The sequence below is a fragment of the Streptomyces sp. E11-3 genome, from assembly GCF_046540415.1.
GTDB lineage: Bacteria > Actinomycetota > Actinomycetes > Streptomycetales > Streptomycetaceae > Streptomyces.
This window is the reverse complement of the sequence record NZ_JAZGRL010000001.1, coordinates 3973859-3993148: the sequence shown is the minus strand read 5'-3', so window position 1 is coordinate 3993148 and position 19290 is coordinate 3973859. Positions and strand designations below refer to the sequence as shown.

Here is a 19290-nt window from a genome sequence, read left to right as displayed (position 1 = left end):
GTCGGTCACTGTCACTGCTCACCCTTACCCTCAACTGCACACACGCGACGACGCGCGAGAGGCCGCCTGGCATGGCTAACGACAACGACATGTCCCCTGAAGTGCAGCGCATGATTCAAGAAGCGCAGGCCATGATGACCGACGAGGTCATGGAGGAGACCCTTCGCAGCAAGGCCGGCGTTGACCCCAGCCACCTGGCCACGTTGCTGGATCTCGTGGCGATCGGCATCACCAACGGTGCCTGGCGGAACGGCTGCGTCGAGAATTGGCACGCCGAAGGCCGACTGTCGGACGGCGACATGATGCGCATCAACAGCTACACCACGGATGCCGTACGTCGACGTCTGAAGGGTTGGTGTATCGAGTCCGGAATCATTTCGGCGAGCAGCAGCGCGCTGGAAGAGACCGACGTGGAGGATGTGGACGTCCTTGTCGGTCGTATCTTCCGATGGCTGACGCATGCTGAGCGCAGGCTCCCCACCGGCATGACTCTCGGCGAGTTGGCTCGTTCCAGGGAAGACCTCGAAGAGTACGAGGACCAAGCGGATCGGGCCCTCGGCGGCTTTACCGGACAGATGGAGGACAAGGGCGTCCGATTCGGCCTCCTCCGCACCGCCTGCCACGGTGCCCTGGCCTGCTCCCAGTGGTGGGCGCATCCCACATGGCCCGACCGCGTCGAACGCTTCATTCGCGTCCTTGACGATGCGACCGAGCCTCATTGGGGTTCTAAGGGGGAGCGAAGGGAGAGACTGGGCGTCGAGCCGACCTCCGTGGAGGACCGCGATGTTCTGCGCTCCACGCTGCTGGGGAGCCCGTGGAAACTCGATCCCACAGCTGCCGAGTGGATCGTGGATGCCGGGATCGGCTACCTGACGCCCGAAGCAGGGCTCTCGGCCGCAAACGCGTCCGATCAGAAGTAGCCAATAGGCATTGAGGCAAGACTCCACCCGAGCTCATGCACGCCCCTCCCCGCTCACAGTTCGGGGAGGGCCGGGGGCATCGGAGGACACGACAGCCGCGGCGGGAGCGGCCACAAGGCCGGTCAGCTCCGTACGGGCCGGCCGTGCCATAACACTCGCGGCGTGGCCGACACGACAACGCACACTCCCCGTGGCTCCAGTCCGCCTCGGCAAGATGAAACGACACTGGCGGGGAGGATGGCAGGCAGCCCCAGCCGCGTGCGGTTCCCACCCGTACGCTGGGTCTCGCGCCTCGGACGACGTGCCAGGCCCGCCGCCCGGCGACTGAGTTCGGGCCGGGCATGTACGCCTATCCCACCAGGGCGATGGAGGAGAACGCCGGCTGAACGTCGCCCCGACACCCCTTGCTGATGCGGTCCTCACACCAACACTGGCCGTGGCTGATCACGGGCAACCTGACTCTCTCTGGTCTCAGTTTTGGTCTCGTTTACCCCCGTCCGGCGCCGTTCGAAACCCCCCACGATCACCCGCTCCGCCGCAGGCCAGCACGCTCCCGGCCCTCGCCGAACCCCGCTGCCACGGCACGGCCGTTGTCCCGCGACCGGCCATGGAGCCGCAGACCAAGGAACGACTGGACGCCTCTGGACCCGACAAGAGGAAACCCGCAGTGCGGCGGCCTCGCAAGGCATGGATTTCGGTGCGGAACCGAGACGCCCAGAGTCACAATCTCGTCGCCCCTCGACTGCTTTGGACCTTCGAACCGCCCTGTCACCCTATGCTTCAGAAGCATCAGCTGAGTGTTACGAGGCACTGTTCTCGGACGACGCCCAGAGGCACCATAGTTCTATGGACAGTGGCGCCAGAGTCCCGTCGTCGCCTCCGCCTTTGGCCCGGCCGAAGCGGCGCAACGCGGTGCTCGGACTGTTCGACGCCCCCGTGTACCGGGACTGGGCGTTCTGGATGACCATCAGCTGGGGACTTCTCGCGGCTGCCTCAATTCCGTCCAGTAAAGAACCGAGCGCTCTACCGACATGGCTGGACACCCTCCTCGCCATCGTCGTGTTCATCGCGCTGTTCGGCATATTCCCAGCTTGGCTGCGGCTGCTCTTCCGCCGATGGCGGAGGCATCGACGGGAGGAGCCACCCAGCGCGGCGCCACGGGTGCCGGCCCAAACCGCTGGGCCAACAACCGTACGGCCGCCTCGGCCCGGTGGGCCGGCGCCGCCCTCCAGGCACGCCCCACAACGCCCGGTTACCCCCGCGCCGACTCCCCAGCCGTCGCCGACTGTGCCGACCAGCAGCGTGCACCGGGAAGACGGCCGTCAACCTCCGCGCTCCTCGCAAGCACTCGTGACCGCCCGGGAATCGCTGCCACACCCCCTCGCCCGCGCCGTACGAGCACTCCAACGGGCACACGCCCCGAAGGACCAGTACGAGGCAATGCTCGAGGCTGCCGAGATTCTCGCCATCACCCTCACGGTCACCGGGGCGGCGCTGCTTCAAGGACAGATCGATGGCCGTGTCACCGGCGACAGTGATCAGCGAGATCGAGCGCGGCGGGGGCTGGCTGCGCTGCGAAACGGCCTCCAGCGCACTACGTTCGGGACGTGGACGAATTGGCTCGACCAGCACCTCGGACCGATCGCCCACACCCAGCCCGACCTGATCCCCGGCCTCCGGAACGCTCTCCAGGACGACGGCGAAACCCCGGGGATCCTCACAGATCTCCGGGCCCTGCAGAACGAACGCAACCGCACATCGCACGGCGACAAGCCCCGGAGCCCGCAGGAATCCGCTCTACGCGTGGTCGAGTTCAGACCGCAGCTCGAACGGGCCCTGGTAAAGGCCGAATTCCTCAGCGGCGCCCCGTGGCTTCTCACCCTTTCGTGCAGCTATCGGCCGAGACCACGAGCCTTTGAAGTAGTCATGCAGCGCGTAACGGGAGACCACCCCGATTTCGAGTGTCAGTCCTTCACATGGGCCGAGCCTGTCGCCAACGACACGTTCTACGTGCTGAGTTCAGAGGGTCCACTCGCCCTGGCGCCCCTCGTGGCCAGCCTCCTGTGCGATCAATGCGAGCAAATGGAGATCTGCTACCCCTCCTCGGTCGATCGACGCACCGGGCCTGCAGTGTTCAAGAGCTTCGCCCGGGGTCATGAGGTCTACGCCCCCGAGCTGGGCGACGAGATCCGCACGCTGCCCGATTGCCGACCGGACGACGGCTCACCGTAGGCACCCTTCTCTGCGACTCACGCTTGCGGCACCTCGCGAGATATACTCAGAGACACATTGGATATCTATGGAGGTGCATCGATGACCCGGACTGTGATCGATCTCGACGACGGCCTGGTCGCCGACGTGGCCAAGGCTCTGGGCACCAGCACCAAGAAGGAAACCGTCAACACCGCCCTGCGCGAGGTTCTGGAGAACCGGCGGCGCGCGCTCGCGCTCGCGCGGCTGCGGGCAGCGGCCGACGAAGGCGCCTTCGACCTGGATCTCTTCGAAGACAAGCGGAACTACCGCAGGTGAACGCGGCACAGTTTCTGATCGACACCAGCGCGCTCGCACGGTTTATGCGCGCTGACGCCGAGCAGTACGGCTGGGACCAGGCCGCAGCGGCTGGGCTGATCGCGACCTGCCCCATCACGGAGCTCGAATTCTTCTACAGCGCCCGGTCCGCCGCGGACCGGGCGCAGGGCATCGAGGACATACGGCTGCTTTTCGGCTGGGTGCCCGTCGACGACCGCGCGCACGACCGTGCATGGCAGGTCCAGGAGGTACTCACCAAGCGCGGGCAGCACCGTAGCGCCGGAGCGGTTGACCTCATCGTGGCGGCCACCGCAGAGCTTCAGGGACTGACTCTGCTGCACCGCGACCGTGACTTCGACTGCATCGCCGCCGTCACCGGTCAGGCACTGCAGTGGTACGGGCCCGAACCGGGCAAGTAGCCGATGCGCAGTTGCAGTTCTGGTTGCATTCACCGACGTACAGAACCGTTCAGAAACCCCATCTGGGTCGGCGGAGCTGCAGGTCAGGACGTTCTTGTACCGTCCAGAACGGCCAGGCGAAGACTTGGAAAGCATGTTGGGGCAACCCCTCACGAGTTCGAATCTCGTATCCTCCGCCAGTGCCTCACCGGGCNCGTACAGAACCGTTCAGAAACCCCATCTGGGTCGGCGGAGCTGCAGGTCAGGACGTTCTTGTACCGTCCAGAACGGCCAGGCGAAGACTTGGAAAGCATGTTGGGGCAACCCCTCACGAGTTCGAATCTCGTATCCTCCGCCAGTGCCTCACCGGGCACTTGAAGACCCCGGACCGCTTCAGCGGCCGGGGTCTTCAGCATGCTCTGGTCTCAGTTTCAGTCTCACTAACTTATGACATTCCCGACATTCTTTGCGATGTGCCGCGACGCCTTCCCGACGAGCCCCGAACGCCCGGACCGGCAGACGCATGCTGCTAGCACCACCAGGAGATAGGAGTATGTTTTATGTAGGCGTACTTCTATATCTGGAGCTAGCTCGTGGACAAGCCTGCCGAGATGTTCGACCGGGATTACGAGTGGTCAGCGCTGAGCCGGTTCATCGCCGATCCTCAGCCAGGAGCGACCCTGGGTGTGGTCTCCGGGCGTCGCCGCCAAGGCAAGACGTTCCTGCTGGATGCCGCCTGCCGTGCCGCCGGAGGGTTCTATTTCGGTGCGACCGAGGCCGCCGATGCCGAGTCGCTACGGCGGATCAGCACAGCGCTGACCGCCCACGTCCATCCCGCCAGCCCGTTCCACTTCGCCAACTGGGCAGAGGCCGTCGACGCACTGCTCGCGCTCGGCGCCGAGCGGCCCGTCCCCGTGGTGATCGACGAGTTTCCGTGCCTCGCCAAGGCCAACCCGGAGCTGCCCTCGATCATCCAAGAAGCGTTGCGGCCTCTGCGTGACCAGCGCGCCGGCTCCCGTACCCGGCTGCTGCTGTGCGGCTCTGCGCTGTCCTTCATGGGCCGGCTGCTGTCGGGCAACGCCCCACTGCGCGGACGGGCGGGGCTGGAACTGGTCGTCCGCCCCCTCGACCACCGCCTCGCCGCCGAGTTCTGGGGCATCGCCGACCCTCGCCTGGCCATGAAGGTGAACGCGATCGTGGGCGGCACTCCCGCCTACCGGCGCGAATTCGCACGCGGCGACACGCCCAGGGGTCCGGATGACTTCGACGACTGGGTCGTCCGCACCGTCCTCAATCCCGAAACCCCCCTCTTCCGCGAGGCCCGCTATCTACTGGCCGAGGAACCCGACCTTCGCGACACCGCCCTGTACCTGTCCGTTCTGGCCGCCGTCGCCGACGGCAACGCCACCCGCGGGGGCATGGCCGGCTACCTGGAACGCAAGGCCACCGACATCGCCCATCCCATCAACGTCCTCGAAGACGCGGGTCTTCTGCACCGGGACGCGGACGCCTTCCGCGACAACCGGCCCACCTATCGCATCGCCGAACCACTGATCGGCTTCTACCACGCGATCATGCGACCCGTCTGGGACCAACTCGAACGCCCCGGCAGTGCGACACGGGTCTGGCAGGCCAGCCGTCGCCGCTTCGTCAGCAATGTCCTCGGGCCTCATTTCGAACAGGTCTGCCGCGACTGGGCGCTGCATCACGCCGACCCCGAGCTTCTGGGCGGTCTGCCCGCCCGCGTCGGACAGGGCGTCGTCCGCGACCCCAAGGCCCGCACCGGCCACGAGGTCGACGTGGCGGTCATCGGAATCGCGGATGGCGCCAAGCCGCCACTGCTGGCCATCGGAGAGGCCAAGTGGAACGACAACATGGGCGCTGCCCACATCGAACGTCTCCGGCACATCCGCGACCTCGTCACCCTGGCGGGCCGCTACGACACCACCAACACCCGGCTCGTCTGCTTCAGCGGATACGGCTTCAACGACAAGGCGCACGCCGCAGCGGCGGCCGACCCGGACATCCGACTGATCGACCTGGCAGTCCTGTACGGCCAGGTCACATAGAGGGCCCTTCGAACGTGCTCGGGCGCCGGGCGCCGTCAAGCCACGCCCCTCGCCCTGTTGATGGACGTGCACGCGCCGTAGCCGCCTAGTACTCCAGCTGTAGATCGCGATCTTCAAGCCTGAGTGGCTTGTCGCTGGTAGTGGCTGTCCTGGGATCGGGCCTGGTGGCGGCGTCGCCAGTGGGACCAGTCGAGTCGGTGGGCCGTGTCGTGGACGCGTTGGACGACGAGCGCGATGAACAGGCGTTGGATCTCGTTGCAGGTGAGCGGTATCAGTCTGTTTGGCCTGGGGTGGCGGGCGTGTTCGTCGGCACGGACGATCGTGAGGAAGGCGTGGGCGAGCATCGCGAGGGTGACCCAGCGGTGCCAGGACGTCCAGCGCCTGACCTGGTGTTCGTCCAGTCCAGCCAGGCCCTTGCCGGACTGGAAGGTCTCCTCGATCGTCCATCTGCGTCCGGCAACCCGCACCAGGGTGGACAGCGGAACCCGGGTGGCTGAGTAACAGCGGTAGAAGGCGAGTTCGCCGGTGCGCCGGTTGCGGCGGACGAGCAGTTGGTGGTGGCCGGGCCGGTCGTCGGCGATGTCGGCCAGGGCCCAGTCGTGGAAGCGGTGCCCCTTGGCTCCGGCGCCGGCGGAGAGTTTTTGCCAGGCTCGCTTCGGCAGCTTCTTGACCAGGGCGTCAGCGCGGAGCTTGCCCGCGCGGGTGGTGATCTGGTGGTCGTGGGCGACGGCGAGTACGTAGCCGATCTCGCGTCTTTCCAGCTCGGTTCGCAGGTGCGGATTGCCTCCGTAGACCTCATCGCCTGCGACCCAGGAAGCGGTGACACCGGCGTCCAGTGCGCGGCCGATCATGCGGGCGGCGAGTGCGGGTTTCGTAGTGAAGCCGACGGTGTCGGGTATTCCGGCGGCCCGGCAGCGGGCAGGGTCCTGGGTCCAGGAGCGCGGGACATACAGCTCCCGGTCGATCGCCGCATGGCCCCGCGGGGTGGAGTAGGCGAGATAGACAGCGACCTGGCTGTTCTCGGTGCGTCCGGCGGTGCCGGTGTACTGGCGCTGCACGCCCACCGTGGCGGCGCCCTTCTTGCGATCACCGGTCTCGTCGACGACCAGGACTGCCGCGTCGTCGTGCCGTTGCTCGACGACGAAGCCACGGATGTCGTCGCGCACTGCGTCGGCGTCCCACTTGGCCCTCGACAGCGGATGCTGCAGACCGTACGGGGTCGCGTCCCCGGCATACTCGGCGAGCGTCCAGCAGTTCTTGCGCGGCAGGTCCGACAGCAAGCCTTGCACGAACGCCCGTGCCCGCCGCCGTGGTTCCACCCTGACGAACCGTCCCGCGATACGGCCCATCAGGACCTCGAACGCCTCCTGCCACCGGGCAGGATCTATGCTGTGACCTGCGGCCACCGTCTGATCTTCTGTCTTCACACACCGATGATCACCGGTGGCCGTACCCGTTCCCGGACCGGCCCTGACGAGCAGGATCACGGTCGGGCCGAAGCACCAGCTCTGGAGTTGAGTCGGCCGATGGACATGTCCTCCCGAGAGATCCGCATACCCCTCAACGAGGTCGTCGCAGTCTTGCAGGACCTGAACGAGTTCGTGGTTTCCCTCGACCAACTTGGATCCCGCATGGCATTCGGAACCGCCGACGAGCACACCATCGGCAAGTTCATCGTCGACTGGGATGTCGCCCGACGCTTGTCCCGAGCCCGACGCGTCATCAGTGTCGCGCTGGACGGGCAACTGAGCGAGGAAGACAACGCCGAGATCGACGCCCTGTGTGAACAGGGCCGCTTCTATGGCACGGACAGCACCATCAGCCCCTCCACTGACCAGTCCAGCTGAGACAGCAAGCACATCGGACCGGACCAATCGAGACGGGGATCAATTCGGCCCAAGACCTGGCACCGGGCCAGCAAGATCGCGATCTACAGCTGGAGTACTAGGGCAACCGGATCTTCTGATCAGGTACAGCGAGGGAAAACGGGGCAAGTCTGCATCTGCCGTACTCATCACATTCACGATGCTCACCGAGGGCCGGAGGGCCGTAGCTGAGCAGGGCGCGGAGTAGTCCGTCGCGCCGTAGATGCCAAGGGATCAGATTGAGGCGGCACCGTCGAGTCGAGACCTGCACGGCCTCGATACTGGCGGAGCCCGCGAGCACGCCCACATGGAGAGGAAAACGATCAGAAAGAGTCAAATTGCTGCCACCAAGGAGCATCTACTGATCCCATTGGGCGGGATTCGGACATCGCATGTGCCTCACGGCGCCGCTCTCTAGCCTTCGCAAGGAGCGAGACAAGCATCTCGCCTTGGTTGGGCGACCGGAATGATCTGAGCGCGAGGGGACAACAACATGTCCGGGGAAATCGGAAACAATCCGCCGGTGTACACCGAAATCATCAAGGTGACGCCCGAGGAGTGCTCGGGCTGGATGACCAGGAGGACATGCAATCGAGTCCCCTTGAAGCGCTCGAATGTAGATAAGTTTAAGAACATTCTCCGCAGCGGGGAATTTCGCACAACGCATCAGGGGTTCGCGCTCGACTGGCATGGCTGCCTCATCGACGGACAGCACCGCGCCGCGGCGATCATCGAGACCGGTACGTCGGTAACCGCACAGGTCACGTACAACCTCAGCCCCGAGACTTTCACCGCGATTGATGGTGGCCGTGTCCGCACTGCGGGCGACTTCGTTGCGCAGATCACCGAAATGAAACAGGCCAACGCCAACGTGTACGCGGCCACGCTGAAGATTCTCGCCAACCGCTCAGCAGGATCCTCCTGGACCCGCTGGACGAACGGCCGACTCACTGCCGAGGAGCTGCAGGAACTGGTGGTGAAGTGGCCCGTAGACGAGGAGCACATCCTCCGCCTAGTGAACAAGGGAAAACAGTGCCATGCGAGTGCAACGGGCTTGATCGTGGCCTTCAAAATCATCACGGAAGCATGGCCGGACGAGGTCGCCGACTTGTTTTTTGATGGCATCGGCGATGCCAGCCGCGAATTCATCGGGCGAGATCCCCGAGCCATGTACACGAACACCATGCTCAGCGTGAACCGGGGGATGGTCAGCCGGGACAGTGTGCAACAGTCAGCCCAGGCGGTCAAAGCCTTCAACGCTCTTATCTCCGGCGAGTCCATCGGCACCCTGAAGAAGATGAAGTTGGGCGGCATTAAGACCGTTCTTGATCGAACGACCGGTGAGGAGATCCAACAGGAATACCTGGCGGATCGTTATCCGGAAGTCATTTCGCATACAGCCATCCCCAATGACAAGTGGCTCGGGAGAGATAGTGTGAGGCTCTTCGGATAGGACGACCCGGACCGCGCCACAATGTGCGGGCAGTAGGCCCCATATCGTGCTGCACTACTGCAGGCTCCCTACCTCACAGCCCGCGCGGCCCCGAGTTCCCACGGCGGGCGCCCCAGCGCGGCGGAGGGGGCGGCGCGTTCTACGGCGGTGATCCGCGCTGGGTCACGGGACTGCTGGACCGGCAAGCGGGGAAGCGGGAAGCCGCCGGTCGGATGCGTGAAACTGCCGGCCACCGTCACGATGCCCAGCACTGCTGGGCATCGTGACCGCTGCTGGCCCGCCGCGTACCCGCTGGCAACGGTGGCCGCGAACATCTCGAACCAGGGCGGTCCCTCGCTCTCGACCACGATGAGATCCAGGCAGCGGTACAGCCCTGATGCCAGCAAGTGAGTGCAGAGGGTGCCCTCTGATATCGCACTCAGCTGTTCGGCGACAGGGGATCTCAGTCCCGCGACCTCGCGAAGTCGGCTCCGGCGAGCAGGTCGGCGGAACGCAGGACAGGGTCTTCAATCCCCATGGCCTCCATAACATCCGCCACAGAAGCCACGTACCTGCCCTTCACCTTGCGGACACGGCAGGGGAATCGATCCGCTCTCACCAACCCAGCCGCCTTCGATGCATCAAGGCCAAGGAGTTCTGCCACGATACGAATGGGCAGGGAGCCGGAGAGCCACTGTGACATCGGCCGCTCGGTTGAACTCACTCTGCCTCCTCCTGAGTTCCGTCTGGTTCGCCAGAATCACCTTCGGGCAACTGATCCCTCTCCAGAGCGAGCAACTCGTGCAAGATCCCCAGGTGGTGCAGGGTCGCACCCATGCGTTCGCCGCTGATCCGCTTTCTCAGCGCTGCGTCCATACTGCCGATAACTTCGACGCCCGACTCACCCCGTGTGGGTGAGTAGCCGTCATCTCTTCCGCCCCCGTAGGCGGCAAGGCTGTACGGATCCGTAGTCCGCTCCGCCGGATCTGCTCGCGGAACCGCCCATCCCGCAGCATTGGCGGCTCGAACGACCTCGCCGCGGACATCGTTACCATGGGTCACCATTGCCAGCCCATGTAGTGCACCGAACACCATCGCGGACCTCACATCCGCCACGTCGACGCAGAACGTAGCCGACACTCTCGCGGCCGACTTCCGCAGGTAGGGGGTGATGAAGTACAAAGCAAGCAACTGACTGCGGCGAGCCAGGTTCGGCACATCGCTGTGGGCATCGCGCCCCACACCTCGCCACAAGGCATCGCGCAGCGCGACATCGACGGCGTCTCGCGCCGCCGCTGCCTTAGCCTCAGAGAGCGTGAGGTGCTCACTCGCCGAGCATCTCTGCCCCGGCGCGTGCGGACAGACCAGCTGTCCACGAAGGAGCTGCGAGACCTGCAGCTCGATCGACTTGAAGATGTCTGCCGAAGGCAGCAAGGACACGGGCTCGCTCCTGTTCATTCCAGTGGCGACGACAGGCTCACCGGCATGAAGCGCTGCCATCCCCGCTCGGACGTCGGTCCGCCGATATGGATGAATGACGCGAGACGACTGAATGGAAAGTAGTCACCCCGACTGCTCTGCCCGAGACGCCTCATCGACCACTCGCGTGCAATGAGCTGCCGGTGTCGGCTGGAACGTTCATTCCACGCAAGCAGCGGTAGCGACGCAATCGGTCAACACAGCGTTCGACCTGCGGGCGCCCAGCCCCGAAGGTTGACCGATATGTCGGCGCCCCTCTTGTGGGCCGTTAGCCGCACCCGCTACGACGGTCCCTATGTACCGATGGTCGCCGCTCAACGATCGACAGCTGGCCTTGCTCACCCGCATCGGAGAAGGAACGGATCCCGTTACCTCTGAGAGCCCGGAACTTGCCTGCACCGCGCGTGCCCTCAAGGGCCGGGGCCTCATCACCATGCCCAAGCATGGTGGGAAGTGGCAGGCGGCGATCACCGATGACGGTCGCTTCTACCTGGAACACGGCCACCATCCGGACCGGCCAGAGCCAGCCCCACGCAGACAACGGCCGGCAGCAGCCGAGTCGAAGCCGGAGGATGCGGCACCTCCCCGCCGGCAAGCGACGCCCCAGCCCGGGGCGAAGCCGACGCCAGCGCGGCCCCTCAGGCCGCCACGACAGTCACCAGCGGACATCGGAGCGGCTTTGATCGCGGAGGTGCAGAAGGCCGGTCGGTTCCTTCGGATCCCGGACCCGAGCAACGAGGAGCGGGCCCGCTATCGCCGGGCGTTCGACGCCGCGCGGCAGTGTGCACCGGAGGGCTACCACCTGAAGTACAGCGGGCGGGCGAAGGGGGATTTCTTCCTCAGCCTGCTCCGGGTGACAGGCGAGGACGACACCGAGTGGAACCGGATCCGCCTGGCACGCAGCCGAGTGTTCACCGACGTCGAGGACGTGATCACGGCGGTCACCGCGGACCACAGCGCCTTTGAGATCTCGGACGAGGTACTGCCGCGAGTGCTCTCTCTCCTTCGACACCTCGCCGAGCAGGCCCTCGCGCGGCACGGCGAGATCGCGGTGTCGAAGAAGCGCAGGCAGCCGCGGCCGTTGCTCACGGTCCACGGCAGGACGTACGAGATCAGCTTCAAGGAACGGCAGAAGCAGGTCCGATACGTGCCCAGGCAGCCAGGCCGGCGGACGTACGACTGGCAGCGGGTCACCCCGGCCCACCGGTTCGAGCCGTCCGGCGAACTGGAACTGCAGGTGACCCAGCAATCGGGGTACAGCTACGGCTACCGCTACGGCTGGAAGAAGGAGTGGGCTGACACCGCCAAGAAGCCGTTGGAGGACCAGATCGACTCCGTCCTGCGGGCGCTGAAGGCCCGCGCGGAGGAAGAGGAGCAGGCCCGGCTGGCGCGGGAGGCGGAACAGCAGCGTCAGCGTGAGGGGCGGGAACGGCAGGAGGAGGAACGCCGCCTGCGAGAGGCCAAGGAAGAAGAGGAGCACCGCCAGCGGGAGGCGGAGAAGAAGGAGCGCGCGCGGCAAGAATGGGAAACGGCGGTCAGCGTCGCGACGATCAAGGCGGTGGACGCCGTACGGGTCGACCGGTTCGGCATCGCCCTGGCGCGGTGGCGGGCCGCAGGGGAGATGCGGGCCTTCTGCGCCGTGCTCGATGAGGCCGCCTCCGCTGCGGACGACGCCCACGAAGCCGAGCGGCTTCGCGAGTGGTCTATGTGGGGGAAGGCAGAAGCCGACCGGCTCGACCCGACCGTAGCCGGCAAGAGCCTGACCGCCCACAGCCTCCACGCGGAGCCCACGGGCGACCAGCTGCGGCCCTTCCTCGACGGATGGCATCCGCAGCGGCCGGAGAAAGAGAAGCCTCCGAAGACGGAAGAGCCCGAGGCGGAAGCCGAACCACCCGTGCCGGAGCCCGAGCGGTGGCGTAGCTTCACCGACGAACGTCTGGACCAAGGCTGGAGATATGGACCCCGAGGTCGCGCTCAATGGTGGAGGCGATGACACCGTGCCCGCGGTCACGTAGGGCCTTCACCGATTTCTCCACAAGTTTCCCGAGCCGGACGACCTCGTCCCGAAGGGCGACCAGCTCGTCGTAGCGCTCGGCCTTGTCCTGGCCACACCACTCCCGGACGGTCCGTAGGACGGCCGCTTCCGCGTCCAGCTTGCGGTCGTCCCGGCGGCTGTAGGAGTACCAGGAGGACTGCGTGCGCTCCTGATCGATGGCCTGCTGCCTGCGGTCCACCTCCGGAAGGATGTCGTCGGCACGACGGCCGGCCACGAGTCGTGCGATGCGCTCAGTGACCGGCCACCCGGCCAGGCTCATGGCGTCACGCTTCTCGTAGACCATCGGATCGCATCGCAGCTCCGAGGGGTCCATCCCGACAAGAGGGGCGCTGTCGTCGAGACGGCCCATCTCCAGGATCCCGGCGTCTCCAACACTGCGCCGCAGACGCAACTTGCTCTTCGGGCGGACGAACCCGAGGACCAGCCGCGCGGCCTCGAAGTCGGCACTCCCCCGCGCGTGCCGCGACGCCTCGGCCAGGGCTAGTTCGCTCGCGTCGTCCGCGCGGAACGCCTCGACGTCCTCCCAGCGCGCCGCGAGGGAAGTCGCGTCGACCCACTCCTGCAGTCCGGCATCGTCACCGTCGAGGAACCGCACGTGGAGCCAATCAGCCCGGCCGCGACCGCCTACCCTTACGACCTCGACGCGACGAACCGCGCTGCCCAGCTCCTTCGGCCTCGCTCGGTAGGCCCAGTGTTCACCCATCTCCATGTGTCCATTGAGCCAGCTCTGTTGATCCCGCTGCCCAGGCGATTGCCAAAATCCAGCAGATAGAAGTCGAAGGCCCCGACGGCGGCCGACCCGCTCGTCCAACTGATCGGCGTGACGACCCTTGGCCACCAAGTCTGAGCATGCCCCCCGCATTGCCGCCCGGCGGGAGAACAATGGTGAACGCCGCACCGCCGTCGGCGTTGCAGCACGCAAGGCGAGCCACTCTTCAGGGCACGGGCTGCCGCCTTGTCCACACTCCGCTCCACCGAGGATCCCGAATGACGAAGAGCACGACCGTCCGAGTCGGTCGCTTCCACACAGGACGTTTAACCGAGGGACGCCCTCAGGCTCTGGACGCCTGGCGTGTCACCACCGACGATGCCGATGTAGCCGCCCGTGTCGCCGGCTTCCTGGGTGGCGAACCCCGACCAAACGATGGGACAGGAGGACCTGGCCGTGCCTACGAAGTGCTGACGAGCCGAGAGAGCGTACGCGTTCTCCTGGATGGGCCCGAGGCGGTGGCGGCTGTGGTTGCCGTGCGGGGGCGGGAGCACACGTTCAGCGTCGAGCTGGCTCGCCAGACGGCTCGGGAGGCGCATCAGAGATTCTTGGAGCCGGGCGAGGTGAACGCGCGCCGGGCAGACCTCGCCGGGCAGACGGTGATCCTTGTCGACGACGTCTACGGGACAGGCCGGTCTTGGACGGCTGAGGCATGCTCGCTGACTCGGCTGGGGGTGCGGCGCACTCTGGGCCTTACCGCGACCTGCACGCTGAGCGATCGGTCCGGCCCATGCCGAGATGACGATGCGGAGGATCCGCTGGCAGGCGGAGGACAGCCCCGCTGAGCCCGTTGGCGGTCCCGGCCCGCTGGCTGAGACTGCGGGCGGGCGCGCCGGTGCCCGGCCTGTTCAGTCTGTGGCCGCCGCGGGCGCCTTGCCCTCGACCGTCACCACGGAGCCCGGACTCAGTTGCCCGTGCAGCCACTTGGCGTCGGACCCGCGCAGGCCGATGGAGCCGTGGGTGACGTCCTTCTTGCCGGGTGCCTGCTCGTCGTACGTCATGGCGAAGATGTAGGTGGTGCGGTCGTCCGGGCCGCGCAGTTCGATGACCCAGGAGAGCGAGAGGTCGTACTCGCCGCCGCCGAATCCGACGGACTCGCTGGTGAGCCGCTTCGTACGGTACTTGGCGACGACCGTCATCCGGCCCGGCTTCGTGGGGTTGTCCGCGGAGCCCGACGACACGGGCAGGTCCCGGCCCCGCAGGGTCAGCGTGCGCTGCCCGAGGTCGACGGTGACGGCCGGCGCGGCCGGAGTGGAGGCGGCGGGCGGGGCCGGGCGCCGTTCGGAATCCGAGCCGCCGAGGGCCGTGGTCAGGCCGAACGCGAGGGCTGCGGCCACGACGGCGGTGCCGCCCGCGACGGCGGTGTGGCGGCGGCGTCTGCGGGATACGGCCCGGCGGCGGACCTCCGCGCCCGTCGTGGGGGCGGGCCCCCTGCCGCTGGCGGCCAACTCGCGCAGGGCGGAGGAGAGTTCATCGGACACGGTCGCCCTCCTCCCTCTCGCCGCTCCCGCCCAGTACGCCGGTCTCACTTGTCTCACTTGCGGACAGCAGCTTGGCGAGGGCCGCCCGGCCACGGGAAAGGCGGGCCTTGACCGTACCGGCCGGTGCGCCGGTTTCGGAGGCTACCTGCTCCACGCTGAGGTCACACAGGTGGTGCAGCACGATCGCCAGGCGCTGGGCTTCCGGAAGCTGCCGCAACGCCGCGACGAGAGCGACGTGTTCGAGGGCGACGTGTTCGAGGGCGGGGCCCGGGGCCTGACCAGGCGGCGGGGTGCGGCGTACCAGCTCCAGCCACCGCCGGGCCCGCCGCCAGTTGCTGACCGCGAGCCGCATCGCGACGGTGCGGATCCAGGCTTCCGGGGCCTCGCTGGCGAGGAAGTCCCGCCGCCGGTCCCAGGCGCGCACGAAGGCCTCCTGGACAACGTCCTGGGCCTGGCCGTAGTCACCGGTGAAGGCGTACACCTGGCCGACGACCCGCGGGAACGCCGACGCGTAGAACGTGTCGAACTCGTCCTCCGTCATGCCGCCCCCGTCATGCCGCCCTTGTGATCCCAGAAGTTCTTTCTTCTGCGTGCAACCCGGCGCCTTCCGGCGTGCGTACAGGTCGCGTACATCGAAGCACACCACCCAGGGGGCTCAGTTGACCAGGAGAAACAAGATGACCAGGGGAGCGGCGGCCGTGGCCGCTCTCGGCGCGCTGCTGCTCGTGGGCTGCACGGGCGGCGGACAGGGGACCGGGGAGGACACCGCGGGCGGTGCCGGTGGCGGCACCGGGGACCGGCCCGCCAAGACCGCCACGGTGGACAAGGACACCCCGCGCACGGAGAAGCGGTCCGACCCGCAGCCCGGGCCGCTGCCCGCGGCGCTGCGCGAGGGCGCCAAGGTCAATGTCCACAACGGCCAGACGGTCGGCGTCGGCATGCCGGTGTCGGTGACGTTCGCCCGGCCCGTTCCGGCGTCCGAACGCGCCGCGGTGGAACGGCGTCTGAAGGTGACGACGAACAACGGCACCACGGGCTCCTGGAGTTGGGTCAAGGACCGCAACCTGCATGACGGCCAGCGGATCGACTACCGCCCGAGGGCCTTCTGGAAGCCCGGCACGAAGATCACCGTCCGGGCGGGCTCGGCCATCGACAGGACCGTCGTGGTGGGCCGCTCCCTGGTGGCCACGGTCGACGTGCGCACCCACACCATGACCGTGGTGAAGGCCGGGACGACCCGCCGCGTCCCCATCACGGCGGGCGCCCCGGGAATGGACACCTGGAACGGCACGATGGTCGTCTCCGACAAACAGCGCCGCGTCCTGATGGACTCCCGGACCGTCGGCTACGGAGACGCGTACAAGGACTACTACGACTACGCGGTGCACATGACGACGTCCGGCACCTATCTCCACCAGAACCCGAAGGCCAACACCTACGCGGGGCGCAGCAACGTGACGCACGGGTGCATAGGTCTCGCCACGGACGGCACGGCACGCCGCTTCTACGAAGAGGTGATACCCGGCGACGTCATCCGCGTCACCGGCTCCAAGGAGACGGTCGCCCCCGGGAACGGGTACGGCGACTGGAACGTGCCGTGGGACCAGTGGAAGGAGGGCAGTGCCCTGTAGCCACTGAAGGCTCACCGCACCCACCGAAGGCGTGGATCCACGAACGTTGGGTCGACCATCACCGGCGAACCAGCCCTCTTCTCCCGCTCGGCAGGTGCGGTCGAGCCGTGTTCGCAGCGCGGCGGCCTGTCTCGCTCGCGGTGCAGAGGTCGCCCACGCTGACGTGTCCGGAGACGGGCGGCCAGGCTTCTCCCTTCCTGGCCGGTCCGGTCGGGCACTCGTTCCACCGATAATTGGCCCAGTTCTTTGGTGCTGAAGTGGCCTGGTCAGTGGTGCACTTCGGACCGTAGAGTCATGATCATGAATGACGAAACCACCCCCGCCATCACGCCTGACACCGCCCTCCCGGCCGTGCTGACCCGCCATGTGGACGCCGAGATCTGCGCCGATCCGAGCAGCGTGATGACCCTGCTGGCCGACTCGGACGCCGCTGGCGCCGACGGCGGCTTCACGAGCTACCGATCCACCTTCAGCAAGGGGGCCGTCGGAGCTCCGGCGCACTTTCACACCAAGGCGACGGAGCTGTTCTTCGTGATCAGCGGGTCTCTGCAGGTGCTGGTGGGCGACGAGGTCACCGTCCTGAACGCGGGCGACTTCCTGGCGGTGCCGCCGCACACCCCGCACGCCTTCGCCGCGGCGCCCGGCGCCGAGGCGGACGTCCTGTTCGTGTTCACCCCTGGCATGGGCCGGTTCGACTACCTGCGCCTGCTCGGCCGGGTGATGCGCGGCGAGGCCGACCCGAAGGAGATCGCCGAGTCCGCGGAGCGCTTCGACAACCACTACGTCGACAGCCCCGCATGGCGGGCCGCCCTGGAGCGCTCGGCATGATCGACTCCACCGTTCACGTCCGGGTGGCCCGCCCCTCGCGGGACCTCGCCGCCGCGGAACGCTTCTACGTGGACGGCCTCGGGCTCACAGTCCTGTGGCGCACCACCGAGCGCACCCCGGGCGAGCACGACCTCCTCATGGTCGGCCCGCCCGGCGGGTCCTGGCACTTCGAGTTGACGCACGACCCCGAGCGTCCGCTGGAACCCACCCCGACCGTGGACGACCTGTTCGTGGTCTACCTGGGGACCCCGGTGGACGAGGCCCTGATCACCCAACTGATCGCCGCCGGCGGCACCCAGGTCCCCGCGCACAACCCGTACTGGGACGAGCACGGCGCGACGATCACCGACCCGGACGGCTACCGCCTCGTCCTGTGCACCCGCACCTGGGGCTAGGGGGCGTCTCCCCACGGGCGACTTGAAGGACACCGTGCGGCGTGCCCGGGAGAAGGGGTTGTACGTCGGGTCTGGGAAGTCTGGACAGCCCCTCGGCGGGGCGGGTCCTGGTCGACGGCCGGCTCGGGTGCGGGTGAGCCGCTGGTGCTGCTGCACGGCGGGATGGGGGCGGGCGAGCTGTTCGCGCCACTGCTGCCGGGGCTGACCGAGGGGCGGCGGGTGATCCTGGTCGACCTGCAGGGGCACGGCCGTACGGTGGACACCGACCGCCCGCTGCGTGTGGAGTCGATGGGGATGACGTCGCCGCCCTGCTCAAGCACCTCGGCCTGGCCCGGGCGGACGCGCTGAGCTGCCTCGCCCGGGTGCTCGTGCTGTACGGACGAACCGTGCGCCAGACGTCGGCGTACTCGGCGGCGGCGTACTCGGCGTCGGCCGCCGGATCCAGCGCCAGCCGGTAGCCGGGTCGATCACCGTCTGCTGCCACCGCCGTGATCACCCCAGCGGAGCGGGGTGGCTAACCTACTCGCTATGACGCCCCAGTTGACCCTGCTGTCACGCGTGGCCTACGACGGGCGGGAGATCACCGCTCCCCGGCTCCGGGGGCTGCTCGCACTGCTCGCGGGCGATCTGCGGGTGGGGTGCAGTACCGCGCAACTGGTGGAGGGGCTCTGGCCCGATGAGCAGCCTGGGAATCCGGTGAACGCGCTGCGGATTCTGGTTTCTCGGGCTCGTTCCCAGTTGGGCGTGGATGTCATCGCCAGCACGCCCACCGGCTATCGGCTCGCCCTCGGGGAGGAGCAGGTCGACAGTTCGGTGGTGTTGCGGTGTGCCGCCGACAGTGCCCGGCACGGCCGGGGTGGCGACCATGTCGCGGCTCTCGCCAGTGCGGAGGCGGGGCTCGTGTGGTGGGACGGCGTGCCGGGCGGCNCGGCGCCGCATGCCGCCGGAGTAGGTGGAGGCGGGCTTCTTCGCCGCGTCGGCGAGGTCGAAGCGCTCCAGGAGTTCGGCGGCGATGCGGCGGCCCTCGCGGCGGGAGAGGTGGTGCAGGTCCGCCATGAGGAGCATGTTCTCCTCGCCGGTGATCAGGTTGTCGACCGCGGAGAACTGACCCGTGACACCGATCGCGGCGCGTACGCCTGCGGGGTTCTCGGCCAGATCGTGCCCGCCGACCCGGAGCCCGCCCGCGTCGGCGGTGATCAGGGTGGAGAGGATCTGGACGGCGGTGGTCTTGCCGGCGCCGTTCGGGCCGAGCAGCGAGTAGATCGTGCCGGCGGGGACGAGGAGATCGATGCCGTCGAGGACGAGCTTGTCTCCGTAGGACTTGCGGAGTCCCGTTACGTTGATCGCTTGCTGTCGTGAGGTCATGTCCCAGAGCGTGCGGGGCGCCGCGCTCAACGACATTTCACGGCGATTTCAGCGTGCCCGGCGTACGGCCACG

The 19290-nt window shown here is 67.3% G+C and carries 18 protein-coding genes; 12 read left to right on the top strand and 6 right to left on the bottom strand.

Going from position 1 to position 19290, the window contains the following annotated elements:
- The first annotated feature begins 71 nt into the window (after positions 1-71).
- From U9R90_RS18470 to U9R90_RS18450, 5 genes are all read left to right on the top strand, one after another.
- Positions 72-920, top strand: a complete 849-nt coding sequence (locus U9R90_RS18470; RefSeq protein WP_411057553.1) for a hypothetical protein — start codon at positions 72-74, stop codon at positions 918-920.
- 1440 nt (positions 921-2360) lie between these two features.
- The gene (locus tag U9R90_RS18465; protein WP_411057552.1) at positions 2361-3152 is read left to right on the top strand and encodes a hypothetical protein; all 792 of its coding nucleotides are present in this window, start codon (positions 2361-2363) and stop codon (positions 3150-3152) included.
- Positions 3153-3233: 81 nt separating this feature from the next.
- Complete coding sequence (locus U9R90_RS18460; RefSeq protein ID WP_411057551.1) at positions 3234-3449, top strand: type II toxin-antitoxin system VapB family antitoxin; 216 nt, start codon at positions 3234-3236, stop codon at positions 3447-3449.
- Positions 3446-3868 (top strand): PIN domain nuclease, encoded by a 423-nt coding sequence (locus U9R90_RS18455; protein WP_411057550.1) that lies wholly within the window; start codon positions 3446-3448, stop codon positions 3866-3868. The genes U9R90_RS18460 and U9R90_RS18455 overlap by 4 nt, the downstream gene beginning before the upstream one ends.
- A gap of 572 nt (positions 3869-4440) precedes the next feature.
- Entirely contained in the window at positions 4441-5916 is a 1476-nt protein-coding gene (locus tag U9R90_RS18450; protein WP_411057549.1) for an AAA family ATPase, read from the top strand.
- 113 nt (positions 5917-6029) lie between these two features.
- Here the strand turns inward: U9R90_RS18450 and U9R90_RS18445 are convergent, their stop codons facing one another.
- The gene (locus tag U9R90_RS18445) at positions 6030-7265 is read right to left on the bottom strand and encodes an IS701 family transposase (RefSeq protein ID WP_411057782.1); all 1236 of its coding nucleotides are present in this window, start codon (positions 7263-7265) and stop codon (positions 6030-6032) included.
- 282 nt (positions 7266-7547) lie between these two features.
- Between U9R90_RS18445 and U9R90_RS18440 the strand changes: the two genes are divergently transcribed.
- Together U9R90_RS18440 and U9R90_RS18435 are read left to right on the top strand one after the other, a co-directional pair.
- Positions 7548-7763, top strand: a complete 216-nt coding sequence (locus U9R90_RS18440) for a hypothetical protein (RefSeq protein ID WP_411057548.1) — start codon at positions 7548-7550, stop codon at positions 7761-7763.
- A 511-nt stretch (positions 7764-8274) separates the two neighbouring features.
- A complete protein-coding gene (locus U9R90_RS18435) occupies positions 8275-9234 on the top strand; it encodes a hypothetical protein (protein ID WP_411057547.1) in 960 nt (319 codons plus the stop codon).
- A gap of 699 nt (positions 9235-9933) precedes the next feature.
- On the opposite strand, the gene U9R90_RS18430 is transcribed toward U9R90_RS18435, so the two are convergent.
- The gene (locus U9R90_RS18430; RefSeq protein ID WP_411057546.1) at positions 9934-10653 is read right to left on the bottom strand and encodes a hypothetical protein; all 720 of its coding nucleotides are present in this window, start codon (positions 10651-10653) and stop codon (positions 9934-9936) included.
- 730 nt (positions 10654-11383) lie between these two features.
- On the opposite strand from U9R90_RS18430, the gene U9R90_RS18425 reads away from it, so the two are divergent.
- A complete protein-coding gene (locus tag U9R90_RS18425; protein ID WP_411057545.1) occupies positions 11384-12685 on the top strand; it encodes a hypothetical protein in 1302 nt (433 codons plus the stop codon).
- Here the strand turns inward: U9R90_RS18425 and U9R90_RS18420 are convergent.
- From U9R90_RS18420 to U9R90_RS18410, 3 genes are all read right to left on the bottom strand, one after another.
- Complete coding sequence (locus tag U9R90_RS18420) at positions 12615-13457, bottom strand: PE-PGRS family protein (protein ID WP_411057544.1); 843 nt, start codon at positions 13455-13457, stop codon at positions 12615-12617. The genes U9R90_RS18425 and U9R90_RS18420 overlap by 71 nt on opposite strands.
- A gap of 908 nt (positions 13458-14365) precedes the next feature.
- Positions 14366-14998: a L,D-transpeptidase gene (locus U9R90_RS18415; protein ID WP_411057543.1), complete on the bottom strand. Its 633-nt coding sequence runs from the start codon at positions 14996-14998 to the stop codon at positions 14366-14368.
- On the bottom strand, positions 14988-15539 hold the full coding sequence (locus U9R90_RS18410) for a SigE family RNA polymerase sigma factor (protein ID WP_411057542.1): 552 nt from the start codon (positions 15537-15539) through the stop codon (positions 14988-14990). The genes U9R90_RS18415 and U9R90_RS18410 overlap by 11 nt, the downstream gene beginning before the upstream one ends.
- A 136-nt stretch (positions 15540-15675) precedes the next feature.
- Here U9R90_RS18410 and U9R90_RS18405 point away from each other — a divergent pair, with 136 nt between their 5' ends.
- The 4 genes from U9R90_RS18405 to U9R90_RS18390 all read left to right on the top strand — a co-directional run bounded on the left by U9R90_RS18405 (position 15676) and on the right by U9R90_RS18390 (position 18200).
- Positions 15676-16629, top strand: coding sequence for a L,D-transpeptidase (locus tag U9R90_RS18405; RefSeq protein WP_411057541.1), 954 nt, complete (start codon positions 15676-15678; stop codon positions 16627-16629).
- A gap of 294 nt (positions 16630-16923) precedes the next feature.
- Positions 16924-17457, top strand: coding sequence for a cupin domain-containing protein (locus U9R90_RS18400; protein WP_411057540.1), 534 nt, complete (start codon positions 16924-16926; stop codon positions 17455-17457).
- Positions 17454-17852 carry a VOC family protein gene (locus U9R90_RS18395; RefSeq protein WP_411057539.1) on the top strand — a complete coding sequence of 133 codons (399 nt, stop codon included), beginning with the start codon at positions 17454-17456 and terminating at the stop codon, positions 17850-17852. Before U9R90_RS18400 ends, U9R90_RS18395 begins: the two co-directional genes overlap by 4 nt.
- 144 nt (positions 17853-17996) lie before the next feature.
- Entirely contained in the window at positions 17997-18200 is a 204-nt protein-coding gene (locus U9R90_RS18390) for an alpha/beta fold hydrolase (RefSeq protein WP_411057538.1), read from the top strand.
- 204 nt (positions 18201-18404) lie between these two features.
- On the opposite strand, the gene U9R90_RS18385 is transcribed toward U9R90_RS18390, so the two are convergent.
- A complete protein-coding gene (locus U9R90_RS18385) occupies positions 18405-19217 on the bottom strand; it encodes an ATP-binding cassette domain-containing protein (protein WP_411057537.1) in 813 nt (270 codons plus the stop codon).
- Positions 19218-19290: the final 73 nt, after the last annotated feature.

What these genes read in the sequence shown, in the direction of transcription:
- U9R90_RS18465 (WP_411057552.1), top strand. Translation starts at nt 2,361, where the DNA reads ATGCTCGAGGCTGCCGAGATTCTCGCCATCACCCTCACGGTCACCGGG.
- U9R90_RS18420 (WP_411057544.1), bottom strand. Translation starts at nt 13,457, where the DNA reads ATGGAGATGGGTGAACACTGGGCCTACCGAGCGAGGCCGAAGGAGCTG.
- U9R90_RS18405 (WP_411057541.1), top strand. Translation starts at nt 15,676, where the DNA reads ATGACCAGGGGAGCGGCGGCCGTGGCCGCTCTCGGCGCGCTGCTGCTC.
- U9R90_RS18460 (WP_411057551.1), top strand. Translation starts at nt 3,234, where the DNA reads ATGACCCGGACTGTGATCGATCTCGACGACGGCCTGGTCGCCGACGTG.
- U9R90_RS18435 (WP_411057547.1), top strand. Translation starts at nt 8,275, where the DNA reads ATGTCCGGGGAAATCGGAAACAATCCGCCGGTGTACACCGAAATCATC.
- U9R90_RS18445 (WP_411057782.1), bottom strand. Translation starts at nt 7,265, where the DNA reads ATGGGCCGTATCGCGGGACGGTTCGTCAGGGTGGAACCACGGCGGCGG.
- U9R90_RS18400 (WP_411057540.1), top strand. Translation starts at nt 16,924, where the DNA reads ATGATCATGAATGACGAAACCACCCCCGCCATCACGCCTGACACCGCC.
- U9R90_RS18470 (WP_411057553.1), top strand. Translation starts at nt 72, where the DNA reads ATGGCTAACGACAACGACATGTCCCCTGAAGTGCAGCGCATGATTCAA.
- U9R90_RS18410 (WP_411057542.1), bottom strand. Translation starts at nt 15,539, where the DNA reads ATGACGGAGGACGAGTTCGACACGTTCTACGCGTCGGCGTTCCCGCGG.
- U9R90_RS18395 (WP_411057539.1), top strand. Translation starts at nt 17,454, where the DNA reads ATGATCGACTCCACCGTTCACGTCCGGGTGGCCCGCCCCTCGCGGGAC.
- U9R90_RS18440 (WP_411057548.1), top strand. Translation starts at nt 7,548, where the DNA reads ATGGCATTCGGAACCGCCGACGAGCACACCATCGGCAAGTTCATCGTC.